The organism is Arthrobacter sp. MDT1-48-3 (genome assembly GCF_054511015.1).
In genome coordinates, this window is record NZ_JBTNDL010000002.1 from 316,756 (window position 1) to 333,165 (window position 16,410).

Below are 16,410 nucleotides of genomic sequence, written 5' to 3' on the forward strand. Positions count from 1 at the left end.
TCAGTTCTCCGTCTCGATGAATGCCGCGCCGCTGAGGTGCACGACGCCGTCGGCGAAGGTCTCCACACCGGCGATGTCGGTGCTGTACGCGGTCAGGCTCCGCTGCCGGTACAGGTAGATCAGGGGGTTGTCCTCGTGCAGCCGCTCCACGACGTCCCCGTACAGTGCCGCGCGTTCCGCGACGTCGTTGATCTGGGCCGCGTCGGTGAGCAGGTCGTCCACCTCGGGATTGCTGTAGCCGGAGTAGTTGTTGCCGCCGCCGGTCGAGAGGAAGTTGAACATGTTGCCGTGGGGGTCGATGCGTCCGGACCAGCCGAGTTGCAGCGCCTCGAAGTCGCCCTGGGACTGCACGTCGAGGAGCGTGGAGTACTCGACCGGCACCACGGTGAGGTCGAAGCCGCCGTCGGCGACCGCGGCCTGCAGCGCCTGACCGTAGCGCAGGGTGTCCGGGGTGTTGGTCACCTGCATCTCGATCGGGTACGGCGTCTCGACGCCGGCGTCCTCGAGCAGCTTCTTCGCGCCGTCCGGGTCGTACGGCGGGCACGCCTCGCTGGCCTCGGAGGCGTAGGGGCTGTCGGGCGAGACGGGTGAGCAGGCGGGTTCGAACCAGCTGTTGAACACCGTGTTGACGAGGGCTTCCCGGTCGATCGACATGGACAGCGCCAGGCGGATGGCCTTGTCCTGGGCGAGCGGCGTGGCGATGGTGCCCACGGGCTCCCCCACGCCGTCGGTGTTGCCGACGTTCACGGTGAGGCCCTGGTAGCCCAGCGAGCCGACCTGCAGCACTCCGAGCCCGTCCTCCTTGAGCAGGGCGTCGATGTCCTGCGGCGAGATGGTGTCGGCGACCTGCACGTCGCCGGAGCGCAGGTTCGCGGCCCTGATGTTCGCGTCGGTGATGATCCGGTAGGTGATGGTGTCCAGGTGCACGTTGGCGGCGTCGTAGTAGAGCGGATCGCGCTCGACGGTGATGGAGGTCTGCGGCACGCGGTCGACGAACTTGAAGGGTCCGACGCAGACCGGGCTGCTCCCGAAGTCCGCGCCCTTCTCCTCGATGGCCTCGGGCGAGAGCATCATGCCCGCGCGGTCGGCGAGCGCGGCCGCCAGCGGCGCGAAGGGCCGCTCGTAGCGGATCTGCACACGGTCCGGGCCGACGGCACGGATCTCCGTGATCGGCCCGAGCTCGCTCTTGCGGGTCGAGCCCTCGAGCGTGAGGTGGCGCTCCAGGGTGGCGCGCACGGCATCGGCGTCGAAGGGGACACCGTCGGCGAACACGGCGTCGGTGCGCACGGGGATCGTGACCGTGAGTCCGTCGTCCGAGATCTCCGGCAGCGCTGTGGCGAGCTGCGGTACGAGTTCCCCGTCGGCGTCGATGTCGTAGAGCTTCTGGCACATGGTCTGCATGACGTAGCGCGTGTAGAGGGACGATGACGTCGTCGGGTCGAGTTTGTCCGGCTCGGCGGAGAGTGCCATGACGAGGTCTCCTCCCTCACGGACTGCGGCGTCCCCGATGGGCACGCTGGTGACGTCCTCACGGACGGGGGCGGCCGGCAACGGCTGGACCGGCTGGCATGCGGTCAGGACCGTCACGGCGACGGCCGCGGCCGCCAGCAGTCCGGCGGCCCGGGCGGATCTCCTGCGGGGTGCCGGGGTGGGGGTGGAGTGCTGCATGGGGTTCCTCACGAACGGAAGGATGGAACTGCTTCTGCAGGGAGATCGAAAGATTGAATACAATCGCCTGTACGACGATAAGCTTCGTATACATTCGTTTCAAGGCTGTTACCGAGGGAATTCATGGGAAAGAAGAATCCGCGTATAGCGACCGACCGGCTCCACCTGTGGCTCATGCTCGCCCTGACCTTCTCCACGGGTGTGATCGACGCCGTCGGCTACCTCGGCCTGGACCGGGTTTTCACGGGCAACATGACGGGCAACGTGGTGCTGCTGGGCATGGCCTTCGCCGGCGGGGCGGACCTGCCGATCCTCCGGCCCGCACTGGCCCTCGTCTTCTTCATGGTCGGCGCCGCCCTCGCCGGGCGTGTCCTGCGGAAGGGCCCGGAGGGGTGGTCCGGCCGCACGTCGATCGCCCTCCTGGCCGTGACCGTGGGCCTGACGGCCCTCACGGTGTACGTCGCCCTCGTGGACGTGCACGCCGAGGAGGTGCTGGGGAGCATCACGACGTCGGTGCTGGCGACGATGATGGGCGTCCAGGCCGCGACGGCGAAGCGCCTGAAGGTCGCCGAGATCACCACGGTGGTCGTCACGTCCACCATCACGGGCCTCGCCTCGGATTCCCGCCTCGCCGGCGGGAAGAGTCCCTTCTGGGCGCGCCGCTTCTCCGCCATCGCGCTGATCATGGCCGGAGCCGTGGTCGGCGCCCTGACCCTGACGGTGGATCTCTGGCTCGGCATCGCCGTATCGGCGCTGCTCTCCGCCGTCGTCACACTCCTCGGGCACCTGCGCCACCGGCGGGACCGCAAGGAATCCGTCGCAGAGAACGCCAAGGAATCCGCACTACGGTAGAAGCATGGAACAGGTTGACCGGCAGTTCGAATTCCACCGTTTGGCCCACTCGTGGCCGCAGCACCGCTGGTGGAGACCGCTCCTCACCGCACTGCTCGGAGTCGCCTTCTACCTGGTCCTCACGGTACTCCTGCTGATCGTCGGAGTGGTCCTCGCACTGAGTTCCTCGGCGGATATCGGGCCCTACCTCGACGCCGCAGCGGCGATCGACCTCGCCGATCCGGTGATCTTCGCCTTCACCCTGGCCTCGCTGATCCTCATGATCCCCGCCCTCGCACTCGCTGTGCTGATCGTCGGGCCACGGCCCCTCGGCCTGCTCTCCTCGGTGGCCGGCCGCATCCGCTGGCGCTGGCTGGGGGTCTGCGCCGTCGCGGCGCTGTCCGTCTTCCTCGTGAGCCTCGCCGTCTCGACGGGGATCGGTTTCCTCTTCCCCGAGGAGGCCGCCGCCGCCCCCGTGCAGCAGGACACGACGATCCTGCTCGTCCTGCTGGCCCTGTCCCTGTTCGCGGTCCCGTTCCAGGCCGCCGCGGAGGAGTACGTCTTCCGGGGCTTCCTGATGCAGGCGATCGGGAGCTGGCTGCGGCACCCGGCCTTCGCGATCCTGCTGCCCGTCCCGCTCTTCGTCCTCGGCCACGGCTACGACCCGCTCGGCCAGGCCGACGTCGCGGTCTTCGCTGTCGTCGCGGGCTGGCTCACGTGGCGGACCGGCGGCCTGGAGGCGGCGATCGCCGTCCACGCGATCAACAACATGACCATCTTCGTGCTCGGTGCGTTCGGGCTGGTCGACGTGAACTCGACCGACGGCTCCGTGAGTGGACTCGTCGTGTCCGTGGCGACCATGGCGGTGACCACGGTCGTCATCGTCCGCCTCGCGGACCGCCGCGGCATCGCCCGGACGCGCACCGCGGCCCCCCTGACCGCCGTCCAGCGCCCGCCCTACCCCGCTTCCTCGGTCCCGGCCGGGATGCCCGCGCCGTTCGCCCATGCCGGACAGGCACCGGTCGGCGCGACACCCTGGGCGCAGGGGCCGGCGCTGCCTCAGTCACGGTCGCTGCCTCGGTCGCCGGGACACGCCTACGACCCGTCGCAGTACGACGCCGCGCACTACGCACCGGCCGCCGGACCCGCCCCCGCCTCATCTGCCGCCCCGACCTCGGCCCGGTCGGTCGATGCGCCGGCGGCCTCCGCAGGGGGCCCGTCCGGACGCTCACCGGTGCCTCGGACCGCGTCCGGTTCCTCGTCCGGTTCCTCGTCCGCAGCACAGGGTTCCGTGGCAGCGCCATCACCCGCTCCGGGCCGGGACTACACCGCCGACCGGCATCCGTCCGGACCGGCCCATCCGCCGGGCCCCGGCCATCCCTCCGGCACGGCGCACCCCGGCGGACCCGGCTACCCGGGCACCGGCTCGTCCGCATCCGCCTGACGGCCTGGTGCCCCCGCGGCGGTGATCCGGGCTCACCCCTCGATGCGCAGACCCATGCTCTCGGCGAGGAACGGCGCCAGCAGCTGCAGCTGGTACTCGTCGATCGTGGCGCCGCGCAGGCCGTCGAGACCGTGGATGCTGCGGAAGGTGCTCGTGCGCAGGTCGGCGTCCTTCAGTTGTGCGCCGTCGAGGGTGAGGGTTCCGATGGTGCAGTCCCGCAGGGCCAGCCGGGTCGCCCGGACCCCGGTCAGATCCAGTTCGCCGATGATGCAGTCGCTCACCAGGACGTCCGTCAGCTGGGAGCTGCGGAGGTTCACGTAGTCCAGCTTCCCGCCGTCGAGGTGCACCGCGTCGAACCGGCTGTCGTACAGCTCGGCGGAACCCCACCGCGTGCTCCGCAGGGACGTCTCCCGCCAGCTGCTCCGCGGTGCGCGGAAGACCGGCGCATACGTGTCCTCGAGGGCGCATTCGAGGAAGCGGGCGCCGCGCAGGTCCGTGTCGTTCAGGCAGACGCCCTCGAGCAGGCACTCCTGCAGGGTGATGCCGGCAAGCTCCCCACCGTCGAACGAGGTCCGCTCGTAGTGCTCGCCCTCCCGGTGGTCGCCGTCGAGCAGCCGCGGCTCGGCCACCCGGGTGACGCCCTGCGGCGCCCGCAGGGCAAGCCGCGGCGCGGGAGTCCTGTTGTGTGTTGCCCGCGGTGTCATCGCTTCCCCGATCGTCCCGGTGCCGCACCTGCTGCAGCTCGTCCTCCATCAAAGCACCCGCGCCGTCGCAACAGTTCACCCGGCTCCCCGGATCACCTACAGTGGACCCACCACAGCCCCACAGCGCAGCGCCGGAGGGCGCTGTACGGTCGGTTCCGGCCCGGAACCACGAGGCCAGCCAAGGAAGAGTAGCCATGCCCACACCGGACAGCGCAGCAGGCACGACGAGCGGGCAGGATGCCTCGCTCCTGAAGGTCCTCGGCAACTGGGACGCACTCGCCCTGGGCTTCGGGGCGATGATCGGATTCGGCTGGGTGGTGCTCACCGGCGGCTGGATCGCTTCGGCCGGTACCGGCGGAGCGGTGCTGGCGATGGTGACGGGAGGCGTCATCATGGGGGTCGTCGGCCTCACCTACGCCGAACTCACGGCAGCCATGCCGAAGGCGGGCGGCGAGCACAACTTCCTGCTACGAGGCATGGGGCCCCGCTGGTCCTTCGTCGGGTCGTGGGCCATCACGGGCGGCTACGTCACGATCGTCGCCTTCGAGGCCGTGGCACTCCCCCGCACGGCGGAGTACATCTTCCCGGATCTCAGCCGTATCCCGCTCTGGACCGTCGCGGGCGACCAGGTGCACCTCACCTGGGCCCTCGTGGGCGCCATCGCCGCGGTCGTGATCACGCTCATCAACATCCGTGGCGTCAAGATCGCCGGCGCGGCGCAGACGTTCGTCGTCGTCTTCCTCCTGGTCATCGGATTGGTCCTGGTCCTCGGGAGCTTCACCGGCGGCTCGACGGCGAACATGCAGCCCTTCCTCACGGGCGGCTCGGCGGGCTTCTTCGCCGTCCTCGTCGTCGTGCCGTTCCTGTTCGTGGGCTTCGATGTCATCCCGCAGTCCGCGGAGGAGGTCAACATCCCGGCGCGGCAGATCGGCCGGCTCGTCGTCGTCGCCGTCGTCCTCGCCACCATCTGGTACGTGATGACGATCCTGACGACGTCCTCCGCCATGCCGGCCGACGAACTCGCGGGCGCGGACATCGCGACGGCGGATGCGATGGGCGCGATGTTCGGGTCCGACATCATGGCGAACGTCCTGATCGCGGGCGGGATCGCCGGCATCCTCACCTCGTGGAACTCCCTGCTCCTGGGCGCCTCCCGCCTCATGTACTCGATGTCACGATCGGGCATGCTCCCCCGGTGGTTCGGCGTCCTCCATCCCCGCTACCGGACACCCGTCAACGCGCTGATCTTCATCGGCGCACTGTCCTTCGCAGCGCCGTTCTTCGGCACGCAGATGCTCGGGTGGCTCGTAGACTCCGGAGCCCCGAGCATCGTCCTCGCCTACATCCTCGTGGCGCTCGTCTTCGTGATCCTGCGCCGGCGCGAACCGGCCATGGAGCGGCCGCTGCGCATCGGCGGGGCGGGCAACGGCGGCACCGTGATCGGCTGGATCGCCGTCGTACTCTGCGTCTGCCTGCTGAGCCTCTACCTCCCCGGCATGCCGGCAGCGCTCACTCCGCCTCCGTGGATCCTGTTCGGGTTCTGGTGGGTGCTCGGCGTCGTCTTCCTGCTGCGGATCCCCCGCGGCATCGCACCGGGGCACGACGCCGAGGAGCGCCTCCTCGAGCAGCTGTCCGGCCGCCGATGACCTCGGTGGGCCGATGATCTACTCTGGAGCGATCGTCAGTCCAGGGGGGAATCCGATGAGCAGCGACCGCATGCAGGGCACCTACGATCCACGCTACGCAGACATCTACCAGCGTGGCGGCGACGGCGATGCGGCATCGCGGATGGCATCCCCCGCGCCGCTCGCACCCGCCCTGCCGCAGGTCATCGGGCGCACGGCCGATCCGTCGGAGATCCGCGAGGTGGGACCCGGGACGGTGGCGCGCCCGGCGCACGACACGCCCCGCAATCCCTTCGACGTGTGGGTGTGGCTGGTCGCGGGCGTCCTCCTGGCGGCGGGCACCTACCTCCTCGTGGCGCCGATCCTGCACGACCAGCAGTACCTGGAGAGCATGGCGCTCGCGCCGTCGGGCCCCACCGGCCCCCCGTGGTTCCAGTACACCGTGACGGCCGCGCCGCCGCTGATCCTCCTCGGCGGCGGCACCGCCGTCGTCCAGCTCTTCGTGCTCTCGATCCGCCACACCCTGCGCACCCGCTGACCGGCGCCCGGGCGTCCTGCCGGCGCGGCCCCCGTAGGGTGGACAGCATGGAATCGCCGATCGAGAGCTACCTCAGGACCATCCACCGGGAGATCTCCGAACTGCGGGACGGCAAGCCGTACAGCAGCATCCCCGCGATGGCGAACGTCGATCCCGACAACTTCGGGATCTGCCTGACCACCGTGGACGGATACATGTACGAGGTCGGTGACACCCGCGAGGAGTTCACCATCCAGTCGATCTCCAAGCCCTTCACCTACGGGCTGGCGCTCTCCGATCTCGGCATGGAGGCCGTCGACGCGAAGGTGGACGTTGAGCCCTCCGGCGACTCCTTCAACGAGATCTCGCTGGCGCCGGGCACGGGCCGGCCGTCGAACGCGATGATCAACGCCGGTGCGCTCACGGCGACGTCCCTCGTCCGGTCCCGGGGCGGCAACACCCGGTTCCGCCGCATCGTGAACACCTACTCCGCCTTCGCGGGCCGCCAGCTGGGCGTGGACGAGGAGATCTTCCGGTCCGAGCTCGAGCACGGACACCGCAACCGCGCCCTGGCCTACCTGCTGCGGTCCTTCGACATCATCAAGGAGGACCCGACGCCCGTTCTGGAGGACTACTTCCGCCAGTGCTCCGTGATGGTCACCTGCATGGACCTCTCCGTCATGGCGGCGACCCTCGCCAACTCGGGCCGCAATCCCCTGACCGGCGTCGAGGCGATGGACCTGTCCGCCGTGGAGCGGGTCCTGTCCGTCATGACTACGTGCGGGATGTACGACGACGCCGGCTCGTGGATCAGCACGGTGGGCATGCCGGCCAAGAGCGGGGTGGGCGGCGGCACCATCGCCGTGCTCCCGGGTCAGGTGGGCCTCGCCGTCTATTCGCCACCCCTCGACGACCACGGCAGCAGTGTGCGCGGCATGGCGACCAGCCAGCGGCTCTCCCGCGACATGGAGCTCCACTTCGTGCGGGCCGCGCGGGCGGGGCGATCGGCCATCCGCGCGACCTACGACATCACGGCGGCTCCCTCCGGCATCCGGCGGACCGACGAGGCGATGGACGTCCTCCGCGACCACGGCCACCGCGCCATGGTCATCGAACTCAACGGTGACCTGCTCTTCGCCGGCACCGAATCGATGGTCCGGGAGCTCAGCAGCCTGGACGACGACGTCGACTTCGTGATCCTCGATCTGCGCCGCGTCGACGAGGTCGCGGACGTCTCCCTCCGGCTGCTCGGCGAGGTGCGTGAGAACCTCGCGACGGTGAACCGCGAGCTGGTGCTGATCGACGGCGAAGGCACGCTCGCGGAGACCTTCCGGGACGTGGACCGCGCGGTCCCCACGTTCGACACGCGCACCGCCGCGGTCGAGTGGTGCGAGAACGAACTGATCACCCGCTACGGCGGGGACCTGGTCCTCCCGGCCGAGGTGGAGGTGGCCCAGTGCCCGGCGCTGAGCCCCCTGAGCGACGAGGACGTCGAGGCCCTGGCCCGGCGGATGGAGGATCGCACGTACGAGAAGGGCCATGTGGTTCGCCGTGTCGGCCAGACCTTCGGCGGCGTCTACTTCATCCTCTCCGGCAGGATCTCCACCTCGGTCCCCGGCCCCTCCGGCGGGCGGCTCCGGCTGACCACCCTGAGCGCGGGGATGACGTTCGGGGAGCTGGCCCTCGGCAGCGACGACCGCCAGGAGACGACGGTCAAGGCCCTGGAGGAGGTGCACGTCAAGGTGCTGACGGCCCGGGCCATCCGGACGATCGAGCAGGAGGACCCCCGACTCGCCGTCGAACTCTGGAAGGCCCTGACGCGGGACGCCTACACGCGTGTGGACCTGTACCTGAGGGAGACCGCGGTACGCATCCGGGACTAGTGGACGACGCCGGTCCCGCCCGCCCTAGACTGGCGGACGGACCGGCTGCCAGGGCTCGGCCGAAGACGAAGGACGGATGCGCGATGACGGTGCTGATAGCGGGCTGCGGAGACCTCGGGACCGAGGTGGGCCTCCGGCTGGCCGCGCGCGGGGAACAGGTGGTCGGGTGGCGGCGCTCCCCCGGGCGCATCCCGGCGGGGATCGAGGGCGTGGCGGCGGATCTGACGCAGGCACTGCCCGCGATCCCGCACGACACCGACGTCGTCGTCATCGCCACGGCGGCCGGGGACCGCAGCGAGGCCGCGTACCGCAGCGCCTATGTCGACGCGACCCGGAACGTCCTGGACGCCCTCGACCGCGACGGCGTCCGGCCGCACCGCATCCTCTTCGTGTCCTCCACCGCGGTGTACGGGGATTTCGACGGCGGCTGGGTCACCGAGGAGTCACCGGCGGAGAGCCCCGCCCCGACGGCCCGCCTCGTCCGCGAGGCCGAGCAGGTGCTCCTCCGCCGCTCGGACCGCGGCACGGTCCTCCGGCTCTCGGGGATCTACGGGCCGGGCCGCACCCGCCTGATCGACCAGGTGAGGACCGGCGCGGCCGTGCTGCCGGCGGAACCGCAGTGGACGAACCGGATCCACCGCGACGACGCCGCGGCGGCGATCGTGCACCTGGTCACGGCGGTCGACGCTCCCGCACCCATCTACCTCGGCAGTGACGAACTACCCGTGGACCTCGGTGAGGTGCTGCAGTTCCTCGCCGGAGAGCTCGGCCTGCCGGAGCCGCCCCGCGGCGAGGTGTCCCCGACCCGCGGCGGCGCGCGCAGGGTGGACAGCAGCCTGCTCCGGTCCACGGGGTTCTCCTTCACCCACCCGACGTACCGGGAGGGCTACCGCGCCGTCCTGGCAGGGCAGGGCGTCAGGCACCCGTAGCCGCGGCGGCGGGGATCCGCGCCCGGGCGGTCAGGCGTCCGAGCCGCACGAGGGACCAGACCAGGATGCTCACCACGAGCAGGTTCCGGAGCGTGAGCAGGACGGCGACGGCCGGGTCGAGCTCGTAGCGCAGGGCGTCGTAGAACACCGGATACACGAGGGTCGTCAGGCCCGCCGTAGCCAGCATGGCGAGGGCCGGGTAGCGCCACTCGGACGCGCGGTCGAGCACGAGTCCTCCGGCGATCACGGCCGCGATCCACAGCATGAACTGCGGGGAGCCCACCTTGTTGAACACCACGAGGGTACTCACCAGCGCCAGCGCCCCCGTGGCGAGCAGGGCATCGGCCGGGGCTCCGCGGTGCAGGGCGACCGCGAGGAACACGGCGACCAGGAGGACTGTCAGCGCCATCAGCGGGGTCATGAGGTCCCCGACGACCCCGCTCAGCGCACCCCGGACCTCCATGGTGTTGATGACCTCGTCCTCGAAGAAGTAGGCGCCCGAGGTCCCCGTGATCGCCTGCCACACGCCGGGCGTGCTGAGCGGCGCCTCGAGCTGCATGCCGCGGGCACCCTGCGCGCTGAGGAAGCCGGTGAGGTTGCGGACGTCACCGGTCAGCGCGACGACGGCGGCGATGCCGGCGGTGAGGGCGAGGCCTGCGCCGAGGATGCGGAGCCGGCCCTTCCGCACGGCGACGAGCGCCGCGAGGACGACGGCGGCCGGCCAGACCTTCATCCAGGTGGCGGCACTCAGGACGAGCGAGGCCACGAAGGGCCGCGCGGCGACGAGGAGCAGTGCGGTGATCACCAGGGGCGCCGTCAGGCCGTCGATCCGGCCGACCGCGACCGGCCCGAGCAGTGCCGTCGCCGTCAGCCACCAGTAGGCGGCGGTGAACGACGACGGTGTGCGCCGCCGGACCAGGGCAGCTGTGCCGACGGCGTTGAGCGCGGCGAAGAGCAGGAACCAGGCGAGCTGATAGAGGTACGGGCCGAGGACGGTGGCGAGGACCATCGGCGCGAGGGCTCCGACGGGGTACACCCAGGCGGTGTCGATCCCCTGCCAGACGCCGTCGTCCAGCCCCTGGTACGCCCACTCACGGTAGAAACGGATGTCACTGAGCACTCCGCCCCCGAGGACGAACGGCAGCAGGCGTGCGAGGAAACCGGCGTGGACGAGGGCGAAGAACAGCCAGACCGGGCGCGCGCTGTTGCGGGTCTCCGGACGGGGCAGGCGGATGCGCACGGCGGCTCCTGATCAGCGGGGTGGCGGCAGCCGCCAGTGTCTCACCCGCCGCGTTGCCGACGCCAATCCCCCGGGGACGCGCCGGACTCCCCTCGGCCACGACCTCGCGGGTGGAGGCGAGGTACTCCGCGGCCCCTTCCCCTCCGCCGCATCGACGAGCGCCTCCGCCTGCGCGAGGGCGGCCCGGGCGGGCACATGCCGCCCCGGGCGGGTGAGGAGTTCCGCCCGGTGGAGCTCGGCCGGCACCCGCTCGGTGGGCGACCGGGGTCCAGGGCCCACGGCCGTGCTGCCCGTCAGTCAGGCGGTTCCCTGGGCGTCCTGCTCGCCTACGTCGCGGAGCCCGAGCTGCGCGGCGAGTCGCGCGACCGTGTAGTCGTGGAGCGCGTCCGGATCGCTGAACGTATCGGTGCCGTACTGACCGAAGACCTCGAACGAGACGGCACCGAAGAGGGCGGACCAGGCCTGCACGGTGGCGGCGAGGACGTCGTCCGGCGCGGCGAGCGACAGCTGGTCGCGGATGACGCCGTAGTCGCCCGCGAGTCGTGCGGGTGCCGGTCCGGCGGCGCCGTGCAGGTCCCCCGCGCGCCAGGCGTCGTCGACGATGTGCGCGAGCAGCGTGACGACGCGGGTCCCCTGGGTCGTGGTCCGCTCCGCGGGCGCCTCGTAGCCGGGGACGGGGCTGCCGTAGAGCAGCGCATAACGTGACGGTTCTCGCACGGCCCATGCCCGGACGGCGCCGGCGAGTGCCGTGAAGCGCCCGAGGGCAGCCTGCGGCGCGGAATCCACGGCGGCGTCGACCTCGTCACCGAGCTCCCTGTAGGCGTCGACCACGAGGAGCGTGAGCAGTTCGTCGCGGTTGGCGACGTAGCGGTAGACGGCCGAGGAGACGACGCCGAGTTCCCTCGCCACGGCACGCAGGGAGAGGGCCGCGGCGCCCACCTCCCCGAGCTGACGGCGGCCGATGAGGGTGATGTCGCTGAGTGTCTGTTCGCGGGCGCGTTCGCGCGGTGTTCCGGCCATGGGGTCACTCTGGCAGCCGGATGAGAGCAGTGTCAACTTTTGAGAGCAGTGCTCTTGACCAAATCCGGAGGAGGGTGCATCCTTGGAAGCGAGAGCACTGCTCTCATTCTCCTACGGCCCGAAAGGCACACCATGAGCCAGTACATCGTCACCGGAGCAGGACCTGTCGGCTGGACCGTCGCGGAACAGCTCGCAGCGCGCGGGGACTCCGTGCGCATCCTGACACGGTCCGGCAGCGGGCCGGACCACCCCCTCGTCGAGAAGCTGGTCGTCGACGTGTCCGACGCCTCCGCCCTCGTGACCGCCATCACCGGGGCGGTCGCGGTCTTCTCCTGCATCCACGGCAGCACCTACTCCGCGGCGGCCTGGCAGCGGGAACTACCCGCGGCCGAGTCCGTGGTGCTCGAGGCCGCAGGGCGGGAGGGCGCCGTCGTCGTGTTCCCCGAGAGCCTGTATTCCTACAGCAGACCGGACCAGGTGATGACGGAGCAGGGCGAGCGCGCTGCGGAAGGCGGCAAGCGCGGTGTCCGGACGGCCCTGCTGGCGGCGCGGGCAGCGTCCGCGACGGACACCGTCTCGGTGGTCGCGTCGGACTTCTTCGGGCCGAGGGTGCGGATGGCGCACGCCGGTGACCGGATGGTGCCGGCCGTGCTGGACGGCAGCCCGATCCGGCTCGTGGGCAGTCCGGACGCCGCACACTCGTTCACCTACGTCCCCGACCTCGCCGCGGCGATGATCGCGGCGGCCGAACTGCCGCGCGTCCGCGATCGGGTGCTGCACGCCCCGACCCTCCCCGCCCTCACGCAGCGCGCGCTCGTCGAGGCCTTCGCATCGACGGCCGGAGTCGCCGCACCCCGCCTGACGGGGACACCGGGCTGGCTGTTCCGCGGACTCGGCGTGGTCGTGCCGTCCGTGCGGGAGCTGGCCGAGATGTCCTACCAGTTCGACCGGCCGTTCGTCATGGACTCGACGTCGTCGCAGCGGCTGCTGGGCATCGCACCCACGCCGCTGGAGGCCGCCCTCGACGAGACCGTACGGTGGTGGCGCGGAGAGCTGGCCGCCACACCGGCCTAGCCGGGCGGACGCCCGGAGGGCACGTACCCGAGGGCCTTGTCGACGACACCCGGCAGGGGCCGCCCCTCGACCCACAGCAGGAAGTTCCGCTCGAACTGCGCGGCGAGGTCGTCGAGCCAGGAATCGGCATTGCTCGCCATGTGCGGCGTGACGAGCACGGTGGGCAGGGACCACAACGGATTCTCCGGGGGCAGCGGTTCGACGGCGAACGTGTCGAGGACCGCTCCGGCGAGCGTCCCGGCCCGCAGTCGGCCGGTGAGGGCCGCCTCGTCCACGAGCCGCCCCCGTCCCACGTTGATGAGGACGGCGGACGGTTTCATCGCCCCGATCGCCTCGGCGCCCATCATGTTCTCGGTGGACGGGGTCAGGGGGGCCACCAGGACGACCCAGTCGAACCCGGGCACCACCCGGGCCAGGTCCGCGGCGGCGTGCACGCGGCCGAAATCGTCGTCGTGCTCCAGCGCGACCCTGCCCGCGCCCTCGACGCGCACCCCGACCGCCCGCAGCAGTCGTGCGGTATGGCGGCCGATGCTGCCCGTGCCCACCACCAGTGCCCGGGAACCGGCGATGTTGCGGCCCTCCCGCCAGGCCCAGCGGGCCTCGCGCTGGGAGTCCCGCAGGGGCCCGAAACCCTTCGCGGCGTGGAGCATGGCACCCAGCACGTACTCCGCCATCGGCTGGTCGAAGATGCCGTGGGCGTTGGTCACGACGACGTCGGAGGCCACGAGTCCCGGGAAGAGCAGTTTGTCCACGCCGGCGGCCGCGACGTGCAGCCAGCGGAGGGAGCCGGCTGCGTGCCAGGCCGCGGGGAGCGCTCCGGAGAAGTAGTCCCAGAGGTAGAGGACGTCGGCGCCGTCGAGGGCTCCGGGGAGGCCAGCCGCCTGCGCCACCCGGACCTCTGCCACCTCGGCCACGCGCTCGAGCCCGCGCACCGGCGTCGCACCCTCGAGGACCGCGACCACGGGACGACCGGTCATGACTGCTCCGACCGGTGCCCCACGGGGCCGGCCGGGGGCGGGCCCGTGTCCGGTACAGGCTCGCCGGCCCCGCCGGCAGGCGGCGAGGCGGCGGGATCACCGGAGGCGACGCCCGTCTCCGGGCGGTGCTCGATCGACAGGTCACGCAGGTACCGCAGCACCACGATCCCCACGGCCGTGGTGGGGACGGCGAGGAAGGCGCCGATGATACCGAAGATCGTGCCGCCCGCCGTGACGGAGGCGAGGACCACGGCGGGATGGATCTCGAGGGTGCGGCCCACCAGCAGGGGCTGGATGAAGTTGCTCTCGAGCTGCTGCACGAGCACCACCAGCCCGAGGACGATCAGTGCCGTCACCCAGCCGTAGGCCAGAAAGGCCACGAGGGTCGCGACGAGGCCGGAGACGATAGCTCCGACCACCGGGATGAACGCGGAGAAGAACACGAGCACGGCCAGCGGGACTGCGAGCGGGATGTCGAGCAGCACGAGGCCCAGCCCGATGAACACGGCGTCCACGAGCGCCACGGTGGCCTGCGCGAAGATGTAGGAGGACAGCGTCTTCCAGGCCCCGCCGGCGATGCTCGCGGCGTGGGCGTACGCCGCGGAGTTGGTCCACCGCCCCGCCCAGGGCAGGAAGCGGTCGCCGTCCTTGAGGAAGAAGAACGTGAAGACGAGCGCCAGCAGCACGACGACGGTGCCCGAGGTCAGCTCGCTCAGCCCCGTGGTGATACCGGTGACGATGTTCCCGACGTTCGCCTGCAGCTGGCTCAGGCCGGTGTCCACGATCCCGTCCAGGTTGGCACCGTCCAGGTTCAGGGGCGGCCCGGCGACGAAATCCGCGAGGTCGGCGACATTGTCCCGGGCCAGCGTCGAGAGGTCTGCGACCCCGCCGGCGATCGAGGGAACGGTCAGCGCTCCGATCCCGCCGACGAGGCCGAGGAATCCGAAGAGCGTCACGAGGGCGGCGAGCACCTTCGGGAGGCCCTTGCGCAGGAACCGGTTGACCGGCCAGAGGACCGAGGCGAGCAGCAGTGCGAACAGCGTGGGCAGCACGATCGACCACAGGGCCCCGGTGATGTACCAGAGGATGACCAGTCCTGCCAGGACGATGATGCTGCGCGCCGTCCAGGCGGCACTGGCCTTCAGTCCCTCCGCGAAGGCGTGGGGGCGGAAGCGCCGGGCCACCGAGGAGCCGTGCGGTTCCGCCGGGGCGGGCGCCGCGGGGAGCCGCCAGCGGCGGGAGCGGGATCGCGCGGAGGTCGGGTCGGCCGGGTTGTCGGAGTCTGCAGGTGTCACACAGCCATCCTGCCCTAGTCCCGGCCGGCGGCGCCGGGTGGGCCGGCCGCTTGCACCCGCCGGGCTCCTCCCTCGGATCGACGGAGGAGCCCGGGCTAGGGTGGAGGAACACCTCCGACGCCAGCAAAGGGAACGCATGCGCTACGTGAAACTCGGCTCCACAGGCCTCGACATCTCGCCCCTCGCCCTCGGCTGCATGAGTTACGGCGAACCGGACCGCGGCAACCACCCCTGGACGCTGACCGAGGAGGAGAGCCGCCCCCTGATCCGTGCCGCGGTCGACGCGGGCATCAACTTCTTCGACACGGCGAACGTCTACTCCGACGGCTCGAGCGAGGAGATCGTCGGACGCGCGCTGGCTGAGTTCACCCGCCGCGAGGAGACCGTCATCGCCACCAAGGTGCACGGCCGCATGCATGAGGGGCCGAACGGCGCCGGGCTGTCCCGCAAGGCGATCTTCGCGGAGCTCGACAACAGCCTCCGGCGCCTTAGGACCGACTACGTGGATCTCTACCAGATCCACCGGTTCGACCCGGGAACCCCGCTGGAGGAGACCCTGGAAGCACTGCACGACGTCGTTCGGGCCGGCAAGGTGCGGTATCTCGGGGCGTCCTCCATGTATGCGTGGCAGTTCTCGAAGGCCCTCTACCTCCAGCGCATCAACGGCTGGACCCGCTTCGTCACGATGCAGGACCACTACAACCTGATCAATCGCGAGGAGGAGCGCGAGATGTACGGGCTGTGCGCGGACCAGGGCGTCGGCGTCCTGCCGTGGAGCCCGCTCGCGCGCGGGAAGCTGGCGCGCCCGTGGGACGAGACGACGTCGCGGTCCGAGACGGACTCCTTCGGCAAGACCCTCTACGGCACCCTGGACGCGGACCGGCGCGTGTCCGACGCCGTCGGGGCCGCCGCCGGGGCGCGCGGGGTCACCCGCGCCCAGGTCGCCCTCGCCTGGGTGTCGCGCAATCCCGTGGTCTCCGCGCCGATCGTCGGCGTCGGCAAGCCGCGGCACCTCGAGGACGCCCTCGCCTCGCTGGACCTCGAGCTCACGGAGGACGAGGTCGGCGCGCTGGAGGAGCACTACGTGCCCCACCCCCTCGTCGGGTTCTGAGGTCCGTCCTCGCGCCGTGAGCGGATGTGGTCCCTCACCGCTCCCGCCCCGACCCGGCCGGCATGGAACCGCTCGTGCCCTCGGAGGCGCCG

The 16,410-nt window shown here is 71.1% G+C and carries 14 protein-coding genes; 8 read left to right on the forward strand and 6 right to left on the reverse strand.

All coding sequences use genetic code 11. From position 1 onward, the window contains the following. Positions 1 to 1,668 (reverse strand): ABC transporter substrate-binding protein, encoded by a 1,668-nt coding sequence (locus ACX80L_RS06380; protein ID WP_459288403.1) that lies wholly within the window; start codon positions 1,666 to 1,668, stop codon positions 1 to 3. 123 nt (positions 1,669 to 1,791) lie between these two features. Here ACX80L_RS06380 and ACX80L_RS06385 point away from each other — a divergent pair, with 123 nt between their 5' ends. Together ACX80L_RS06385 and ACX80L_RS06390 are read left to right on the forward strand one after the other, a co-directional pair. Then, positions 1,792 to 2,520, forward strand: a complete 729-nt coding sequence (locus ACX80L_RS06385; protein WP_459288405.1) for a YoaK family protein — start codon at positions 1,792 to 1,794, stop codon at positions 2,518 to 2,520. Between the two features lie 4 nt (positions 2,521 to 2,524). Further along, the gene (locus ACX80L_RS06390; RefSeq protein ID WP_459288407.1) at positions 2,525 to 3,943 is read left to right on the forward strand and encodes a CPBP family intramembrane glutamic endopeptidase; all 1,419 of its coding nucleotides are present in this window, start codon (positions 2,525 to 2,527) and stop codon (positions 3,941 to 3,943) included. A gap of 32 nt (positions 3,944 to 3,975) precedes the next feature. Here the strand turns inward: ACX80L_RS06390 and ACX80L_RS06395 are convergent, their stop codons facing one another. Then, entirely contained in the window at positions 3,976 to 4,647 is a 672-nt protein-coding gene (locus tag ACX80L_RS06395; RefSeq protein ID WP_459288409.1) for a pentapeptide repeat-containing protein, read from the reverse strand. 194 nt (positions 4,648 to 4,841) lie between these two features. On the opposite strand from ACX80L_RS06395, the gene ACX80L_RS06400 reads away from it, so the two are divergent. The 4 genes from ACX80L_RS06400 (at position 4,842) to ACX80L_RS06415 (ending at position 9,601) form a co-directional block, all read left to right on the forward strand. Then, positions 4,842 to 6,293, forward strand: coding sequence for an APC family permease (locus ACX80L_RS06400; RefSeq protein ID WP_459288411.1), 1,452 nt, complete (start codon positions 4,842 to 4,844; stop codon positions 6,291 to 6,293). 55 nt (positions 6,294 to 6,348) lie between these two features. Next, complete coding sequence (locus ACX80L_RS06405; RefSeq protein WP_459288413.1) at positions 6,349 to 6,810, forward strand: hypothetical protein; 462 nt, start codon at positions 6,349 to 6,351, stop codon at positions 6,808 to 6,810. A gap of 47 nt (positions 6,811 to 6,857) precedes the next feature. Continuing rightward, entirely contained in the window at positions 6,858 to 8,672 is a 1,815-nt protein-coding gene (gene glsA / locus ACX80L_RS06410; protein WP_459288414.1) for a glutaminase A, read from the forward strand. A gap of 83 nt (positions 8,673 to 8,755) precedes the next feature. Then, the gene (locus ACX80L_RS06415) at positions 8,756 to 9,601 is read left to right on the forward strand and encodes an SDR family oxidoreductase (RefSeq protein ID WP_459288416.1); all 846 of its coding nucleotides are present in this window, start codon (positions 8,756 to 8,758) and stop codon (positions 9,599 to 9,601) included. On the opposite strand, the gene ACX80L_RS06420 is transcribed toward ACX80L_RS06415, so the two are convergent. Both ACX80L_RS06420 and ACX80L_RS06425 read right to left on the reverse strand, forming a co-directional pair. Further along, on the reverse strand, positions 9,588 to 10,841 hold the full coding sequence (locus tag ACX80L_RS06420) for a glycosyltransferase 87 family protein (protein WP_459288418.1): 1,254 nt from the start codon (positions 10,839 to 10,841) through the stop codon (positions 9,588 to 9,590). The genes ACX80L_RS06415 and ACX80L_RS06420 overlap by 14 nt on opposite strands. Before the next feature lie 297 nt (positions 10,842 to 11,138). Then, positions 11,139 to 11,861 carry a TetR/AcrR family transcriptional regulator gene (locus tag ACX80L_RS06425; RefSeq protein WP_459288420.1) on the reverse strand — a complete coding sequence of 241 codons (723 nt, stop codon included), beginning with the start codon at positions 11,859 to 11,861 and terminating at the stop codon, positions 11,139 to 11,141. 132 nt (positions 11,862 to 11,993) lie between these two features. Here ACX80L_RS06425 and ACX80L_RS06430 point away from each other — a divergent pair, with 132 nt between their 5' ends. Next, positions 11,994 to 12,935: an NAD-dependent epimerase/dehydratase family protein gene (locus tag ACX80L_RS06430; protein WP_459288422.1), complete on the forward strand. Its 942-nt coding sequence runs from the start codon at positions 11,994 to 11,996 to the stop codon at positions 12,933 to 12,935. Here ACX80L_RS06430 and ACX80L_RS06435 read toward each other — a convergent pair. Together ACX80L_RS06435 and ACX80L_RS06440 are read right to left on the reverse strand one after the other, a co-directional pair. Beyond that, entirely contained in the window at positions 12,932 to 13,912 is a 981-nt protein-coding gene (locus ACX80L_RS06435; protein WP_133082686.1) for an NAD(P)-dependent oxidoreductase, read from the reverse strand. The two genes, ACX80L_RS06430 and ACX80L_RS06435, sit on opposite strands and share 4 nt — an antisense overlap. Beyond that, positions 13,909 to 15,207 (reverse strand): AI-2E family transporter, encoded by a 1,299-nt coding sequence (locus tag ACX80L_RS06440; protein ID WP_459288424.1) that lies wholly within the window; start codon positions 15,205 to 15,207, stop codon positions 13,909 to 13,911. The genes ACX80L_RS06435 and ACX80L_RS06440 overlap by 4 nt, the downstream gene beginning before the upstream one ends. A 136-nt stretch (positions 15,208 to 15,343) precedes the next feature. On the opposite strand from ACX80L_RS06440, the gene ACX80L_RS06445 reads away from it, so the two are divergent. Beyond that, the gene (locus ACX80L_RS06445) at positions 15,344 to 16,318 is read left to right on the forward strand and encodes an aldo/keto reductase (protein WP_459288426.1); all 975 of its coding nucleotides are present in this window, start codon (positions 15,344 to 15,346) and stop codon (positions 16,316 to 16,318) included. Positions 16,319 to 16,410: the final 92 nt, after the last annotated feature.

Excerpts from the sequence above, each read along its gene's own strand:
- ACX80L_RS06380 (WP_459288403.1), bottom strand. The coding sequence starts at position 1,668 with ATGCAGCACTCCACCCCCACCCCGGCACCCCGCAGGAGATCCGCCCGG.
- ACX80L_RS06385 (WP_459288405.1), top strand. The coding sequence starts at position 1,792 with ATGGGAAAGAAGAATCCGCGTATAGCGACCGACCGGCTCCACCTGTGG.
- ACX80L_RS06390 (WP_459288407.1), top strand. The coding sequence starts at position 2,525 with ATGGAACAGGTTGACCGGCAGTTCGAATTCCACCGTTTGGCCCACTCG.
- ACX80L_RS06395 (WP_459288409.1), bottom strand. The coding sequence starts at position 4,647 with ATGACACCGCGGGCAACACACAACAGGACTCCCGCGCCGCGGCTTGCC.
- ACX80L_RS06400 (WP_459288411.1), top strand. The coding sequence starts at position 4,842 with ATGCCCACACCGGACAGCGCAGCAGGCACGACGAGCGGGCAGGATGCC.
- ACX80L_RS06405 (WP_459288413.1), top strand. The coding sequence starts at position 6,349 with ATGAGCAGCGACCGCATGCAGGGCACCTACGATCCACGCTACGCAGAC.
- glsA (WP_459288414.1), top strand. The coding sequence starts at position 6,858 with ATGGAATCGCCGATCGAGAGCTACCTCAGGACCATCCACCGGGAGATC.
- ACX80L_RS06415 (WP_459288416.1), top strand. The coding sequence starts at position 8,756 with ATGACGGTGCTGATAGCGGGCTGCGGAGACCTCGGGACCGAGGTGGGC.
- ACX80L_RS06425 (WP_459288420.1), bottom strand. The coding sequence starts at position 11,861 with ATGGCCGGAACACCGCGCGAACGCGCCCGCGAACAGACACTCAGCGAC.
- ACX80L_RS06430 (WP_459288422.1), top strand. The coding sequence starts at position 11,994 with ATGAGCCAGTACATCGTCACCGGAGCAGGACCTGTCGGCTGGACCGTC.
- ACX80L_RS06435 (WP_133082686.1), bottom strand. The coding sequence starts at position 13,912 with ATGACCGGTCGTCCCGTGGTCGCGGTCCTCGAGGGTGCGACGCCGGTG.
- ACX80L_RS06445 (WP_459288426.1), top strand. The coding sequence starts at position 15,344 with ATGCGCTACGTGAAACTCGGCTCCACAGGCCTCGACATCTCGCCCCTC.